The organism is Mesorhizobium sp. CAU 1732 (assembly GCF_039888675.1).
GTDB lineage: Bacteria > Pseudomonadota > Alphaproteobacteria > Rhizobiales > Rhizobiaceae > Aerobium.
This window is the reverse complement of record NZ_JBDQQR010000001.1, coordinates 1271614-1284648: the sequence shown is the minus strand read 5'-3', so window position 1 is coordinate 1284648 and position 13035 is coordinate 1271614. Positions and strand designations below refer to the sequence as shown.

Genomic DNA, 13035 nt, shown 5'->3' with positions numbered 1-13035 from the left:
TTGGCCGAGACGCACCCGAATGCAAGCCTGTTGCATCGCTTGCGCGCTATTCTGATGGCAAGGAACATTTGCCAGAGGAACATGCCATGGGTCCCTTTCCGCACGACGCGCCGCCCGCGACAATAACCGCCGAAAACCCGGCCGGAACCGACGGCTTCGAATTCGTCGAATTCGCCCATGAAGACCCGGCCAAGCTCGAAGCGCTTTTCAGCCGCATGGGCTATGCCAGGGTCGCTCGGCACAGGACGAAGGCGATCTCGGTCTGGCGGCAGGGCGACATCAACTACATCATCAATGCAGAGCCAGGCTCGCACGCCATGCGCTTCGTCGGCGAACACGGCCCGTGCGCGCCCTCGATGGCCTGGCGCGTGGTCGATGCACAGCACGCCTTCAATCATGCCGTAGCCAAGGGCGCGACGCCCTATGTCGGCGACGACAAGGCGCTCGACGTGCCGGCGATCGTCGGCATCGGCGGGTCGCTCCTCTATTTCATCGAGACCTATGGCGAAAAGGGTTCCGCCTACGACGCCGAATTCGATTGGGTGGGCGCGCGCGATCCGAAACCCGAGGGCGTGGGCTTCTATTATCTCGACCATCTCACCCACAATGTGTTCCGCGGCAACATGGACACGTGGTGGGATTTCTATCGCAAGCTTTTCGGCTTCACGCAGATCCACTTCTTCGACATCGACGGCCGCATCACCGGCCTCGTTAGCCGGGCGATCACCTCGCCCTGCGGCAAAATCCGCATTCCGCTCAACGAATCCAAGGACGATACGAGCCAGATCGCGGAGTATCTGAAGAAGTACAATGGCGAGGGTATCCAGCACATCGCGGTCGGCACGGACGGCATTTACGATGCGACCGACCGGCTCGCGGCCAACGGCCTCAAATTCATGCCGGGTCCGCCTGAAACGTATTACGAGATGTCGCAGAGCCGCGTGAACGGCCACGACGAGCCGCTGGATCGCATGAAGCAGCACGGCATCCTCATCGACGGCGAAGGTGTCGTGAATGGCGGTATGACCAAGATTCTGCTCCAGATCTTCTCCAGGACCGTCATCGGCCCGATCTTCTTCGAGTTCATCCAGCGCAAGGGCGACGAGGGCTTCGGCGAGGGCAATTTTCGCGCGCTATTCGAGAGCATCGAGGAGGACCAGATCCGGCGGGGTGTCATTGGCGCGGAGGCGGCGGAATAGCGCACTGCTTATCCCTTCTCCCCGTTCACGGGGAGAAGGTGCCCGAAGGGCGGATGAGGGGCAGCGCCGCCGCGGCCGAAAGGCCTCGACGACCCCTTTTCCGGCGTTCAGCGCGCCGCGGCCAACAGCGCCTTGATTCTCGCCGGATCGCCGACCTCATTCGCCAACAGCAATACCAGCCGTGCATTCAGCCGCGCGCTGTCCTCAAACGTAAGCCCCTCATGCGCAGCCATCAGCGCAGCGTAGACGTCGTCCCCGTGCGCACCCAACCGATCGCGGCCGATGGTCCTGTCATCGCTCATTGCGAACCTCCCCTGGCGCGCAGCCATGCGGCCTCGATGTCGGCACGCGTCGGGTTCTTGAAGCGGGCAGCAACGTGCTGGTCCGGCCGCAGGAGATAGACCAGTCCAGCGCCGTATCGAGCGGCGACCAGTCCCTCGCTGTCCGTCAGCGTGACGCCTTCGTGCGCGAATGGAGGCGCGCGCGCGACGACGACGCGTTTCAGGCCGTCGGACACATCCGCCGGAAGTTCGGCCTCCACAGCCAACACGGCAAATCCGACGCCGAGATGATCGAGCAGCCAGCCGCCCTCCACCGGCGCATCCAGCGCAGCGTCGCCCGGCTGGACGCCGCCATCGGACGAGCAGGCCGTCTGTAGCGGAAATCCCGCAAGCGAACACGGCCGCGACAACCGCCCCGAATTCACCAGCCTCCGCGCGAATTCATGTTCGCCGGCAAGCTCCAGCACACTGTCCCGAAAGATGCGCTCCATCTGCGTCTTTGGCGTCATGAAGGACGTCGCCCGCGACGAATGCAGGATGTTCTCGTCCGCCCCGTGAACACGCTCCTCGTCGTAGCTATCGATCAGCCGCCGGGGCGCCTCGCCCGTCACCACGAGCGCGAGCTTCCAGACCAGATTGTCGACGTCCTGGATGCCGCCATTGCCGCCGCGAGCACCGAAGGGCGAAACGATGTGGGCGCTGTCGCCCGCGAAGATCACGCGATCATGGACGAAACGGGCGAGCCGCCGACACTGGAACGTGTAGACAGACACCCAGTCGAGCTCGAAATCGCCGTGGCCGATGACCTTTTCGATACGCGGGATGACGTTTTCCGGCCTCTTCTCCACCTCCGGATCGGCATCCCAGCCAAGCTGGAGATCGATGCGGTAGATGTCGTCGGGCTGCTTGTGCAGCAGCGCCGATTGCCCCTGATGAAACGGAGGCTCGAACCAGAACCAGCGCTCCGGCGGCAGGTCCGCCTTCATCTCGATGTCGGCGATGAGGAAGCGCTCCTCGAAGACGCGGCCCTCGAAATCGAGCCCCATCATCGCGCGTACGCCCGAGCGCGCGCCATCGCAGGCAATCACCCAGTCGCCGGCAAGATCGTAGCGGCCGTCCGGCGTCTCCACGCTGACAGTCGCATCGTCGGCGGTCTGGGCAAGACCCACCACCTTGTTCTTCCAGCGCAAATCGATCAGGTCCGGAAACGCCATCGCGCGCTCCACCAGATACTGCTCGACGTAATATTGCTGGAGGTTGATGAAGGCCGGCATCTTGTGGCCCGCCTCCGGCAGAAGATCGAAGTTCCACACCTCGCGGTCGCGATGGAACAGCCGCCCCACTTTCCAGGTGACGCCCTTCTCGACCATGCGCTCGCCGACGCCCAGGCGATCCATGATCTCTAGCGTGCGTTTCGACCAGCAGATCGCCCGGCTCCCCAGCGAGACGACGTCGTTGTCGTCGAGCACCACGCAGCGAATGCCGTGAAGCGCGCAGTCGATCGCTGCGGCAAGGCCGACAGGCCCTGCACCCACGATGATGACCGGTGGGCGCTCAGCACGTCCGCCCAACAGTTCCGGCGGAGTCACATAGGGAAAGGGCTGATAGGCGTAGCGGGGCATCACATAAGGCCCATGCGCTCGACTTCAGGATCGCGATCGAAATTCAGAAAGAACTCGTCGAGTTGCGGCGGCGCGACGCTCGTCCCTGCGAGCATCGCATGCACCTGCCCGCGATGGTGAATCTGATGCTGGAAGAGGTGGGCGAGCAGATTGTCGATGCTCTCCGGCACCTCGCCATCCTCGCCGCGATCCGTGGGCACCGATCGCACCACGTCGTCGTCCGTCAATCCAGCGCAAAAAACGATCAGCGCCTCGTCCTGCTCGCGCTGGGCGTCGGCCAGTGACGACGCGGCCTCGAACGGCGTGAAATCACGAAAGATCGCCTGCCCCAAGCCTCCTCCCCGCATCGCGTCGAGATAATAGCGATCCACCATGAGGCTGTGGTTCAGCGTCTCGGCGATCGACGGAAAGAACGATGTGCGTGTCGCCGTGAATTCCTCGTGTCGCAGCGACATGCATGCCCGCAGAAGCACATGGTTCGACCAGCGATTGTTGCGCGCCATGGCTGAAAAATGCGCCGCGAGACCTCCCATCCGCGTCCCTCCCCGATTTACCCCTGAAGCGCGTCCCACATCTGCCTGTCGCGTTCGGCCGTCCAGATGCGCGGCGTGTCGATGCCGAGTGCTTCGTCATAGGCACGCGCGACGTTGAACGGCAGGCAGTGCTCGTAGATCGCGTAGGAAGCGAACTTCGGATCACAGACGGCGCGACAGGCATCCCATGCCTGCTTGAGCGAACCGCCCCCCTGCGCTACCCGCGCGATCGGTCGGTAGGTCGAGGTGACGAAATCGGCCGTGTTGTCGAGCGCCTCGTTGACCCTTGCGGAACCGACCAGCGCGTCGCCACGGCCAGGCGCGATCGCGTCGAGATCGAAGTCCCGGATCGTCTCCAGCGTGTCCGGCCAGTCGGAAAAGTGCCCGTCGCCGCAATAGCACGCGGAGTGGTATTCCACGATGTCGCCGGTGAACATGACGTTGGCATCCGGCACGAAGGCGACGATGTCGCCGGCCGTGTGCGCCCTGCCGACGAACATCAGGTCGACGCGCCGCTTGCCGAGATAGAACGTCGCGCTTTCCGAGAACGTCACGGTCGGCCAGGTCAGGCCGGGAATGGATTCGTGCCCCTGGAAGAGGCGCGGAAACCGCCCGAACTCGGAATCCCAGTCTTCCTGGCCGCGTTCCACGACCATCGAGCGGGCCGCATCCGACATGATGATTTCGGACGCACCGTAGGCAGATGCGCCGAGCACGCGCACGGCGTGATAATGCGTCAGGCCCACATATTTGATCGGCTTGTCGGTAACGGTCCTGATCTTCTCGATGACCTTGTTGGCAAGCCTCGGCGTCGCCTGCGCATCGACGATCATCACGCTGTCGTCGCCGATGATGACGCCGGTATTCGGGTCTCCTTCGGCCGTAAAGGCCCACAAATCACGGCCGATCTCGGTGAACGAGATTTTCTTTTCGGCCAAGTCGCCGGCGGATGCGAACTGCTTGGTCATCGTTCAGGCGTCTCCGTGCCGTTCGACCGTCTGCTCGATCGCGCCGAAGATCGAATGACCGGCCTGGTCCTTCATCTCGATGCGAACGGTGTCGCCGAACCGCATGAAGTCGCTCGTAGCCTTGCCGTTGGCGAGCGTCTCGACAATGCGCAGTTCGGCAAGACAGGAGTAGCCAACGCCGCCTTCGGCAATGGTCTTGCCGGGTCCGCCGTCGAGCTTGTTGGAGACGGTGCCGGACCCGACGATCGTGCCGGCAACGAGCGGGCGCGTTTTCGCCGCGTGGGCGATCAACGTGGGAAAGTCGAAGGTCATGTCGATGCCGGCATTGGCGCGGCCGAACGGCGTGCCGTTTAGATCGACACAAAGAGGCAGGTGCAGCCTGCCGCCGTCCCATGCCTCACCCAACTCATCGGGCGTGACCGCGACCGGCGAGAACGCCGAGGAGGGCTTGCCGTGAAAGAAGCCGAAGCCCTTGGCGAGTTCGTCCGGAATAAGACGGCGCAAAGAGACGTCGTTGACCAGCATGACGAGACGGATGGCGTCGCGCGCCTCGTCCGCGGTCGCGCCCATCGGCACGTCATCGACGATGACAGCGACCTCCCCTTCCATGTCGATGCCCCAGGCATCGTCGCCCATGACGATAGGATCGCGGGGCGCAAGGAAGGAATCGGAACCGCCCTGATACATCAACGGGTCAGTCCAGAAACTCTCCGGCAGTTCGGCACCGCGCGCCTTGCGCACCAGCTCAACGTGATTGACGTAGGCCGAGCCGTCGGCCCACTGGTAGGCGCGCGGCAGCGGCGACATCGCATCATGCTCGTGAAAGCGCTCGAACGGCACCGCGCCGTGGTCGAGGCTTTCAGACAGGGCTTCGAGATGCGACGAGAGCCGCCGCCAGTCGTCGAGCGCCCTCTGAAGCGACGGCACAAGGAAGGACGCGTCGGTACAGCGCGTCAGGTCCCGCGACACCACGACGAGTTTTCCGTCGCGGGTGCCGTTCTTCAAAGTGGCAAGTTTCATGCGTCCTCCCTCAAGCCTCCACGAACACCTGGAAGCCACCATAAATCAATCGCTTCATGTAGGGTGGCATGTTTTCAGGCTTCATGCGCGGATCGGCCATGACTTTTTTCATCACCTCGTCGCGGTGCTCGCGCGACTTGTAGGTAGCATAGGAGAAAACGATCGTCTCGCCCTCCTCCTTCTTCACGGCCATGGGAAACGACGTGACCTTTCCGTCGGGCACATCGTCGGCCTTCGCCTCGACATAAGACAGCGCGCCGTGCTCCATCCACACGGTCCTGCCCAGTTCGGCACTCTTGCGATACACCTCGAACTCGGCGGTCGGCACCGGCATTACGAAACCATCCACGTAGGTCATGACAGACTCCTTTTTTCGGGTTTGCGGTCGCAGGACGAACGAGCGACCGCAGTTCCGACAGTCGACGGCGATTTTCTTTTTTTTCGAGCGTCGAAATAATTCGTGGATCGGATCCGATGCTCTAGCTCCAATCGCCTTCCGGGGTTCCGTTGAAGCGTTTCTTCAAATCCTCCCAGCACTCCACGTAGTTGTCCTGAAGCGTATCCGTCTCGGCCGCGAAACGCGTCAGCATTTGCGGGAACCGGGTTTCGAACATGAAGGCCATCGTGTTTTCGAGCTTCACCGGCTTCAGATCCACGCGCGACGCCTTCTCGAAGCCGCTCGCGTCGGGTCCATGCGCCAGCATCATGTTGTGCAGGCTCATGCCGCCCGGCACGAAACCCTCTTCCTTGGCGTCATACTGCCCGTGGATCAGGCCCATGAATTCGCTCATGATGTTCCGGTGATACCAGGGCGGCCGAAACGTGTCCTCCGCCACCGCCCAACGTGGCGGGAAGATCACGAAGTCGATGTTCGCGGTACCCTCCTCGCCGCTCGGCGCGGTCAGCACCGTGAAGATCGACGGGTCCGGGTGGTCGAACAGGATCGCGCCGACGGGCGAAAACGTCGCGAGATCGTATTTGTAGGGCGCGTAGTTGCCGTGCCATGCCACGACATCGAGCGGCGAATGGCCGATCTCGGTGACATGAAACGACCCGCACCACTTCACCACGATGCGGCAGGGCGTTTCCTTTTCCTCGAACCATGCGGTCGGCGTCTTGAAGTCGCGCGGGTTTGCAAGGCAGTTGGCCCCGATGGGCCCGCGATCGGGCAATGTGAACTTCGCCCCGTAATTCTCGCAGACATAGCCGCGCACCGGTCCGTCGATGAGTTCGACCTTGAAGGTCAAGCCGCGTGGCAGCACGCAAATCTCGCCGGGCCGGACATCGATCACGCCCATCTCGGTGACGAAGCGGACTCCGCCGACCTGCGGCACGACCAGCAATTCACCGTCGGCGTTGAAGAAATGGTCATCCACCATGTCGGCATTGGCGACATAGATGTGGGCCGCCATGCCGGCCTGCCCCTGCACGTCGCCCGCGGTCGTCATCGTGCGCATCCCATGAATGAAGTCGGTCGGCTGGGTCGGCATCGGCGTTGGATTCCACCGCAACTGCGCCAGCGGCAATTCATGATCGCCGACATTGGGCGCGGACTTCCAGTGCGGCAGGTCGAAGCGCTTGAACCTGCCGTGATGCTTCACGCTGGGCCGGATACGGTAGAGCCAGGAGCGCTCATTGGTGCCGCGCGGGGCGGTGAAGGGCGAGCCAGACAGTTGTTCGGCATAGAGACCGTAGGCCGGTCTCTGCGGGGAGTTGCGGCCCTGCGGCAACGCGCCCGGCAGCGTCTCGGTCTCGAAGTCGTTTCCGAAACCGGGCATATAGGTGAAGCCGGCTTCGCGACGCGCATCCTGGCCGCTCGACGGCTTGCTCATCTCGTTCATGACATCCTCCAACGGCAGTGTGCCTCATGCAGCAGCAGAGGCAATGCCTTTCGGATCGGCATTCTATTTGTTACAAACGTAACAATCGAAAATGTAACCATCAAGGCTAGGCAGAATGGAACCCGAAGCGCTCGACCTGGAATCCTTCCTGCCCTATCGCCTCAATCGCCTTGCAGATGCGGTCAGCCGCGATTTCGCGCGAATCTATCGCGAGCGCCATGGCCTGACACGCCCCGAATGGCGGCTGCTTGCCACCCTCGGGCAATACGGCACGATGACCGCGACCGCCGTCGGCCAGCACTCGGCAATGCACAAGACCAAGGTCAGCCGCGCGGTCAGCGCGCTGGAGGAACGCCGATGGCTGTCGCGCAAGGCGAGCGAGGCCGATCGCCGGGTCGAACATCTGACGCTCACCAAAGCCGGCGAGGCGAGCTACCGCGAACTCGTGCCCCTGGCGAAGGCGTTCGAGACACGCATGCTGGACGCCATGAGCGTGACCGATCGAAAGGCGGTGCTGGCAGGATTGGCGGCGCTGGAAAGGGCCACGGTGTTCGACGGCGCTTCTTGACCGGTGGCCGGCCGCATCCTAAATTAGGTCAAATTGACCGAAACTAGGAAGCATACAATGAGAACTCTGTCTGCATCCGACGCCAAGTCGCACTTTTCCGAACTCCTCGCGGATGTGGAGCGCGGTGAAACCGTCGAGCTTACGCGGCATGGCCGCGTCGTCGCGAAGATAGTTCCCATTACTGCCACCGACCGGGAGGAAAAGCGGAGAGCCGCGATCGACTGGATCCTCGACAACAAGCGGCAAGGCCGACGCACAGGCATCACGATCGAAGAGATAGTTTCGGCACGTGACGAGGGCCGGCCTTGATGCCGCTGGTCGTCGACAGTTCCGTCGCAATTTCATGGGTTATTGCGGACGAGGATAGCACACTGGCGAGACAGGCCCTCGCCATGGTCTATGCCGAGGATATGATCGCGCCTCGCATATTCTGGTATGAATTCAGGAACACGCTCATCGTGAACGAACGTCGCGGCAGGATTCGAGAGGATGAGACAGCCCAGGCGATTGCGGTGATCGAAGCGCTCGATCCCGTGCTTTTCAACGATCACGATGACCGGAAGATCGTCAGGTTGGCGCGGCGACATGGCCTGTCGGTCTACGATGCCGCCTATCTCGAACTGGCCGCACGCAAGAACGAGGCCCTAGTAACGCTTGACCGAAAGCTGGAAACCGCCGCGCTTCAGGAGGGCGTGACGGTTCTCCAGGTTTCGTAGCCTGCGAACCCGCACCCTACTCCGCAGCTTCCTTGAACCCCGTCGCCAGTTCCTTCTGGCGCTTCTGCTGCTTGCGGATTTCGAAGTCCGGCTTGATCTTGGCGGAAAAGTAGCTCTTTGCGCCGGAAAGCTTCCATGCTGCTGCAAACGCCGCCTTCATCGCGAAGATCGGGCCGGAAATCGCCCGTGAGCGCGGCTTCACGCCAAGGAAGTGCCGCGCGACGCCGTTCGCCAGATTGACGAGGTAGTGGCGGCGGATTTCGTCGGTCCAGTATTCGACGGTGAACGACACGTTGAGACTGTCGCCATTGATGACGCGATGCGGGTAGTTGAGCGGCCACAGCGCGCCCATGCCCGGCTTCAGGTCGATGACCGTGGCATGGCGTTCGAAAGACGGATCGTAGTCGATTTCTTCATAGGAGAGACCGGTCACGACCCGCTCCAGCGCCTCCTGCGGCAGGAAAGGCTCGCCATCGGGATAAATCCAGATGCGCTTTTCGCCGCGCACATGCATGAGCCCTTGGCCCGGAATGTCACAATGATAGAACACCCGTGCATTTGGGGACGAGATCAGGATGCCGATGCGGTGCTGGAAGGTTTTCAGCCCCGGCACCTGTTTCGCGAGATCGGCCAGAAGCGTGTCGATGATCGCCTGGTAGCGCGGATCGAAGGACCCGGCCTCCGCGACATTGATCCAGAGCAGTCCCCCGCGCACGGCGTCGAGGATTTCCATGCCCGACATGTCGGTGAACGACGCACGCTTCCACGAATTGCGATCCTCGCTCTTCGGGTCCATCGTCGAGACTTCGCGGATCGCCTGCGGGTTGCCCTCGATCAGCTTCGCGAGCTCTTCATCGGAAAAGAGCGGATTCGTCGCCAGATCGTGGCGGACGGGAAGAATGTGCTTGTTCCAGGTCTCGGCGAGATTCTCGCCGTCAAAATGAAAAGTCGGCCGCATGATGCGTCTCCCATGCCCGTGTTGCGCCGCATGACACTGGCATGGAAGTAGAAATCGTCGCTTAACCGCGACGGAAACCTGCAAAGGCGGTAAAGGCCCGGTGGCTGAAATCGCTAAACTCTTTCAAATCCCTGCGACCGTTTCTGCGAAAGCTAATGCAGATGCCTCAGCTTCTCGGGATTCCGCACCACATAAATTGCAACGATCCTTCCGTCCTCGATTTCCAGCGCGGTCGTCTGGAGTTCTCCATCGGCTTCCAGCGTGACGAAGCCGGGCAACCCGTTGACGAAAACCGTACGAACAAGCGTCGAGCCATTCTCGCGGAACCAGCCTGTCATGCGTTCGTGGAATCTCATGACGGCATCGAGCCCGAGGATCGGCTTCATGGCTGCGGGGCGCTTGCCACCGCCATCCGCATGAATGCTGACATCAGCCGCAAGCATCGTACCGAGCGCCTTCATATCCCCGTTGCGCGTGGCGGCGAAGAAGGCTTGCGCGAGCTTCAGTCCATGCTGTTTGTCGACCTGGAAACGAGGCCGCGCCTCGCGGACATGGGTGCGCGCGCGGGCGGCCAGTTGGCGGCAGGCAGCAGGCTCGCGCTGGATCGTCGCCGCAACCTCGTCGAAGTCCACCCCGAAGACGTCGTGCAGCAGAAAGGCGGCCCGCTCGAGCGGCGAAAGACGTTCCAGCGCAAGCATCAGCGGCAAGGTTACGTCTTCCTCTTCGTCCTCTTCCAGGACAGGATCGGGAAGCCATGGCCCAATATAGGTCTCGCGCCGGCGTCGCGCGGATTTGAGCTGATCGAGACAAAGGCGCGTAACCGTACGCCGGAGGAATGCTTCAGGCTCGCGCACGTCACTGCGGTCGGCCCCCATCCAGCGGATGAAGGCCTCCTGTACGGCATCCTCGGCATCGGCGACGGAGCCGAGCATCCGGTATGCGACACGCATGAGCTTTGGACGCAGCGGGTCGAAACTCGCCGCTGCGTCCTCGGAGCCTGCCCTCGTCGTCATGCGGCAGCGGCCCTCGCAGCCTCTTTCGCCGCCGCCGGTTCGGCCCACAGGCCGAAACCGACCGCGAGGCGGTTCCACCCGTTGATCACATTGATCATCAAGGTGAGCTTGACCTGTTCCTCCTCCGTGAAATGGGCATCCAGGGCTTCGTATGCATGTGGGTGCGTATGGCCTTCGGAAAGCCGCGTCAGGGCCTCGGTCCAGCCAAGCGCGGCACGTTCGCGGTCGGTATAGCAAGGCGCCTCGCGCCAGGCCGACAGCAGGTAGATGCGCTGCTCGGTTTCACCCTTTTCGCGCGCTTCCACCGTGTGCATGTTGATGCAGTTGGCGCATCCGTTGATCTGGGACGCGCGAATCTTCACAAGCTCGACAAGGCTCGGGTCGAGGCTGGAAGCGATGGCGATGGACGCACCGGCCCAGCTCTTCATCATCGCGGGAGCGGCGGCAAACGGATTAAGTCTGGCAGTCATGATCGGTCTCCTTTTTGATGGTTCCGACGTCATGACGAGGCAAGGTGCGCCAGTGTGACATGCACCCCGATTATTTTACAGCACATCAGTCGCTGTGATCGGCCGGGAGCGGATAGGGTCGTCTCGGCGGAATACGGTGGACGACGAAAGCCAGCGCGATCAGGAGAACGCTCGACAGGAAGACCACCATGAACAGTTCGAGGCCATGAACCGGCTCGCCGAAGCCCAGTATCGGCAATGCGGCGGCAGGCGAGTGCGTGACCCGCAACCCTCTCATCAGAACGATCGTCAGACCCACGGCGGCCGCGACGGCGATCCATTCGCCGGGAAAGAAGAGGAACGCTCCCTCGCAGACGATCGTGCCGACGAGATACCCGCCCATCACGTTCACCGGCTGCGAAAGCGGGCTGGACGGCTGACCGAACAGCAGGCCGGCTGTCGCACCGAGCGGCGCCAGGAGAAGCGGCAGTCCGGTCCACGCGGAGATCGCGCCGACGAGAGACATGCCGATGATCGCGGCGACCCCGGCGCGCAGATTTGCCGAAATCGCGATCGGAGGCTCATGGCGGATGAGGAGGGTTTTCAGAAATTCACGCATGCCGGTCGATGCTCGTAAATCGGGTCGGTGCGAGGCTTGCTAGCAGAGCTTCGCGTCGCCATCAAAGATCGTGTTGCTCCGCCAAGGCCCCAACCGGAAACGGATTTCCGGTGGGCCCTACCAGTCCATTACCACCTTGCCGGAATTGCCGCTGCGCATCGCATCGAAACCGGCCTGATAGTCGTCGATGCCGATGCGGTGCGTGATCAGTCCGGTCACGTCGAGCGGCCCCTGCACCAGCGCGATCATCTTGTACCAGGTCTCGAACATCTCACGGCCGTAGATGCCCTTCAGATGCAGCATCTTGAAGATGACCTTGTTCCAGTCGATCTCGAAGCCTGTCGGCGCGATGCCGAGGATGGCGATCTTGCCGCCATTGTTCATCGTGTCGATCATGTCGCGGAAGGCGACCGCCGAGCCCGACATTTCCAAGCCGACGTCGAAGCCCTCGGTCATGCCCTCCTCGCGCATAACATCGCGCAGGTTCTCGTTGACGGCATCGACGACGTGATGGATGCCCATCTTGCGGGCGAGGTCGAGACGCACCGGATTGATGTCGGTGATGACGACCTTGCGCGCGCCGACGCATTGCGCGACCAGCGCGCCCATGATCCCGATGGGGCCGGCGCCCGTCACCAACACATCCTCGCCGACGAGATCGAACGACAGGGCCGTGTGCACCGCGTTGCCGAGCGGATCGAAAATCGCCGCCACCTCATCCGGCACGTCGTCGGGAATGGCCACGACATTGTGCTTGGGCAGGACGACATATTCCGCGAAGGAGCCCGCGCGATGGACGCCGACGCCGAGCGTGTTGCGGCAGAGATGCCCCCTGCCCGCCCGGCAGTTGCGGCAATGGCCGCAGACGATATGGCCCTCGCCCGAAACGCGCTGCCCGACCGTGTACTCATTCACCGCCGCGCCAAAATCGGCGACCGTTCCGACGAATTCATGGCCCGTCACCATCGGCACGGGCACGGTCTTCTGCGCCCACTGGTCCCAGTTGTAGATGTGGACGTCCGTGCCGCAGATCGCCGACTTCTTCACCTTGATGAGCACGTCGTTGGGCCCGATCTCGGGAACCGGAACCTCTTCCATCCAGATACCCGGTTCGGCCTTCGCCTTCACAAGGGCGCGCATCATGTTGGACATCGCCGTCTCCTCTGCATCAAAACTGGCGCAGCCATTACCATGCCGCTTCCGCATTTGCGTCATCGAAAGGCGCAAAGAGTTCTGTTCAGCGTTGCA

Annotated in this window: 16 protein-coding genes; 4 read left to right on the top strand and 12 right to left on the bottom strand. The window is 62.4% G+C overall.

Features of this window, described 5'->3' with window-relative positions:
• Nucleotides 1–86 precede the first annotated feature (86 nt).
• Nucleotides 87–1199: a 4-hydroxyphenylpyruvate dioxygenase gene (gene hppD, locus AAFN55_RS06290; RefSeq protein WP_347798005.1), complete on the top strand. Its 1113-nt coding sequence runs from the start codon at nucleotides 87–89 to the stop codon at nucleotides 1197–1199.
• A 107-nt stretch (nucleotides 1200–1306) separates the two neighbouring features.
• Here hppD and AAFN55_RS06285 read toward each other — a convergent pair whose 3' ends face one another.
• From AAFN55_RS06285 to hmgA, 7 genes are all read right to left on the bottom strand, one after another.
• The gene (locus AAFN55_RS06285; RefSeq protein ID WP_347798004.1) at nucleotides 1307–1501 is read right to left on the bottom strand and encodes a DUF2783 domain-containing protein; all 195 of its coding nucleotides are present in this window, start codon (nucleotides 1499–1501) and stop codon (nucleotides 1307–1309) included.
• The gene (locus AAFN55_RS06280; RefSeq protein WP_347798003.1) at nucleotides 1498–3102 is read right to left on the bottom strand and encodes an FAD-dependent oxidoreductase; all 1605 of its coding nucleotides are present in this window, start codon (nucleotides 3100–3102) and stop codon (nucleotides 1498–1500) included. Before AAFN55_RS06280 ends, AAFN55_RS06285 begins: the two co-directional genes overlap by 4 nt.
• Nucleotides 3102–3635 (bottom strand): DinB family protein, encoded by a 534-nt coding sequence (locus AAFN55_RS06275; protein WP_347798002.1) that lies wholly within the window; start codon nucleotides 3633–3635, stop codon nucleotides 3102–3104. The genes AAFN55_RS06280 and AAFN55_RS06275 overlap by 1 nt, the downstream gene beginning before the upstream one ends.
• Nucleotides 3636–3652: 17 nt before the next feature.
• Entirely contained in the window at nucleotides 3653–4603 is a 951-nt protein-coding gene (locus AAFN55_RS06270; RefSeq protein WP_347798001.1) for an MBL fold metallo-hydrolase, read from the bottom strand.
• Between the two features lie 3 nt (nucleotides 4604–4606).
• Entirely contained in the window at nucleotides 4607–5623 is a 1017-nt protein-coding gene (locus AAFN55_RS06265; protein WP_347798000.1) for a fumarylacetoacetate hydrolase family protein, read from the bottom strand.
• Nucleotides 5624–5633: 10 nt separating this feature from the next.
• Complete coding sequence (locus AAFN55_RS06260) at nucleotides 5634–5981, bottom strand: DUF1428 domain-containing protein (RefSeq protein WP_347797999.1); 348 nt, start codon at nucleotides 5979–5981, stop codon at nucleotides 5634–5636.
• A gap of 121 nt (nucleotides 5982–6102) precedes the next feature.
• On the bottom strand, nucleotides 6103–7464 hold the full coding sequence (gene hmgA / locus AAFN55_RS06255) for a homogentisate 1,2-dioxygenase (RefSeq protein WP_347797998.1): 1362 nt from the start codon (nucleotides 7462–7464) through the stop codon (nucleotides 6103–6105).
• A 115-nt stretch (nucleotides 7465–7579) separates the two neighbouring features.
• On the opposite strand from hmgA, the gene AAFN55_RS06250 reads away from it, so the two are divergent.
• Genes AAFN55_RS06250 through AAFN55_RS06240 form a run of 3 tightly spaced genes read left to right on the top strand, consistent with a single transcriptional unit; the run spans nucleotide 7580 to nucleotide 8748 of the window.
• On the top strand, nucleotides 7580–8032 hold the full coding sequence (locus AAFN55_RS06250) for a MarR family transcriptional regulator (protein WP_347797997.1): 453 nt from the start codon (nucleotides 7580–7582) through the stop codon (nucleotides 8030–8032).
• A 57-nt stretch (nucleotides 8033–8089) separates the two neighbouring features.
• Nucleotides 8090–8341, top strand: a complete 252-nt coding sequence (locus tag AAFN55_RS06245; RefSeq protein WP_347797996.1) for a type II toxin-antitoxin system prevent-host-death family antitoxin — start codon at nucleotides 8090–8092, stop codon at nucleotides 8339–8341.
• Nucleotides 8341–8748 (top strand): type II toxin-antitoxin system VapC family toxin, encoded by a 408-nt coding sequence (locus tag AAFN55_RS06240; RefSeq protein ID WP_347797995.1) that lies wholly within the window; start codon nucleotides 8341–8343, stop codon nucleotides 8746–8748. Before AAFN55_RS06245 ends, AAFN55_RS06240 begins: the two co-directional genes overlap by 1 nt.
• A gap of 16 nt (nucleotides 8749–8764) precedes the next feature.
• Here the strand turns inward: AAFN55_RS06240 and AAFN55_RS06235 are convergent, their stop codons facing one another.
• The 5 genes from AAFN55_RS06235 to tdh all read right to left on the bottom strand — a co-directional run bounded on the left by AAFN55_RS06235 (nucleotide 8765) and on the right by tdh (nucleotide 12939).
• Nucleotides 8765–9706, bottom strand: a complete 942-nt coding sequence (locus AAFN55_RS06235; protein ID WP_347797994.1) for a hypothetical protein — start codon at nucleotides 9704–9706, stop codon at nucleotides 8765–8767.
• Nucleotides 9707–9858: 152 nt separating this feature from the next.
• The gene (locus tag AAFN55_RS06230) at nucleotides 9859–10719 is read right to left on the bottom strand and encodes a sigma-70 family RNA polymerase sigma factor (RefSeq protein ID WP_347797993.1); all 861 of its coding nucleotides are present in this window, start codon (nucleotides 10717–10719) and stop codon (nucleotides 9859–9861) included.
• Complete coding sequence (locus AAFN55_RS06225) at nucleotides 10716–11189, bottom strand: carboxymuconolactone decarboxylase family protein (RefSeq protein WP_347797992.1); 474 nt, start codon at nucleotides 11187–11189, stop codon at nucleotides 10716–10718. The genes AAFN55_RS06230 and AAFN55_RS06225 overlap by 4 nt, the downstream gene beginning before the upstream one ends.
• A gap of 85 nt (nucleotides 11190–11274) precedes the next feature.
• On the bottom strand, nucleotides 11275–11787 hold the full coding sequence (locus tag AAFN55_RS06220) for an HPP family protein (protein ID WP_347797991.1): 513 nt from the start codon (nucleotides 11785–11787) through the stop codon (nucleotides 11275–11277).
• A gap of 117 nt (nucleotides 11788–11904) precedes the next feature.
• Nucleotides 11905–12939: an L-threonine 3-dehydrogenase gene (gene tdh, locus AAFN55_RS06215; RefSeq protein ID WP_347797990.1), complete on the bottom strand. Its 1035-nt coding sequence runs from the start codon at nucleotides 12937–12939 to the stop codon at nucleotides 11905–11907.
• Between the last annotated feature and the right edge of the window lie 96 nt (nucleotides 12940–13035).